The sequence below is a fragment of the Streptomyces sp. NPDC005706 genome (assembly GCF_040631045.1).
Taxonomy (GTDB): Bacteria; Actinomycetota; Actinomycetes; order Streptomycetales; family Streptomycetaceae; genus Streptomyces.
This window is the reverse complement of the sequence record NZ_JBEXYS010000076.1, coordinates 1-1,435: the sequence shown is the minus strand read 5'-3', so window position 1 is coordinate 1,435 and position 1,435 is coordinate 1. Positions and strand designations below refer to the sequence as shown.

The following is a 1,435-nucleotide window of genomic DNA, read 5'->3' as shown; positions in this document are numbered from 1 at the left end:
GAGCTAACCGGTCCCCTTAACGTTCCAGCACCGGGCAGGCGTCAGTCCGTATACATCGCCTTACGGCTTCGCACGGACCTGTGTTTTTAGTAAACAGTCGCTTCTCGCTGGTCTCTGCGGCCACCCCCAGCTCGAGCAGCAAGTGCTCTCACCGAGTGTGGCCCCCCTTCTCCCGAAGTTACGGGGGCATTTTGCCGAGTTCCTTAACCATAGTTCACCCGAACGCCTCGGTATTCTCTACCTGACCACCTGAGTCGGTTTAGGGTACGGGCCGCCATGAAACTCGCTAGAGGCTTTTCTCGACAGCATAGGATCATCCACTTCACCACAATCGGCTCGGCATCAGGTCTCAGACACATGAGCGGCGGATTTGCCTACCACTCGTCCTACACCCTTACCCCGGGACAACCACCGCCCGGGATGGACTACCTTCCTGCGTCACCCCATCACTCACCTACTAACCGCTTGGTTCGGCGGCTCCACCACTCCCCTCAACTCCGAAGAGATCAGGGCGGCTTCACGGCCTTAGCATCACGATGCTCGATGTTTGACGCTTCACAGCGGGTACCGGAATATCAACCGGTTATCCATCGACTACGCCTGTCGGCCTCGCCTTAGGTCCCGACTTACCCTGGGCAGATCAGCTTGACCCAGGAACCCTTAGTCAATCGGCGCAAACGTTTCTCACGTTTGTATCGCTACTCATGCCTGCATTCTCACTCGTCAACCGTCCACGACTACCTTCCAGTGCCGCTTCACCCGGCAGACGACGCTCCCCTACCCATCACAGCCGGCGTTGGCCGTATATGCTGCAATGACACGACTTCGGCGGTACGCTTGAGCCCCGCTACATTGTCGGCGCGGAATCACTAGACCAGTGAGCTATTACGCACTCTTTCAAGGGTGGCTGCTTCTAAGCCAACCTCCTGGTTGTCTGTGCGACTCCACATCCTTTCCCACTTAGCGTACGCTTAGGGGCCTTAGTCGATGCTCTGGGCTGTTTCCCTCTCGACCATGGAGCTTATCCCCCACAGTCTCACTGCCGTGCTCTCACTTACCGGCATTCGGAGTTTGGCTAAGGTCAGTAACCCGGTAGGGCCCATCGCCTATCCAGTGCTCTACCTCCGGCAAGAAACACACGACGCTGCACCTAAATGCATTTCGGGGAGAACCAGCTATCACGGAGTTTGATTGGCCTTTCACCCCTAACCACAGGTCATCCCCCAGGTTTTCAACCCTGGTGGGTTCGGTCCTCCACGAAGTCTTACCTCCGCTTCAACCTGCCCATGGCTAGATCACTCCGCTTCGGGTCTTGAGCGTGCTACTGAATCGCCCTGTTCGGACTCGCTTTCGCTACGGCTTCCCCACTCGGGTTAACCTCGCAACACACCGCAAACTCGCAGGCTCATTCTTCAAAAGGCACGCAGTCACGAGA

General features: G+C 57.1%; 1 rRNA gene. It reads right to left on the bottom strand.

Annotation, left to right across the window (positions count from 1 at the left end):
- Nucleotides 1–1,435 (bottom strand): 23S ribosomal RNA (locus tag ABZ478_RS39255); the annotation flags it as partial.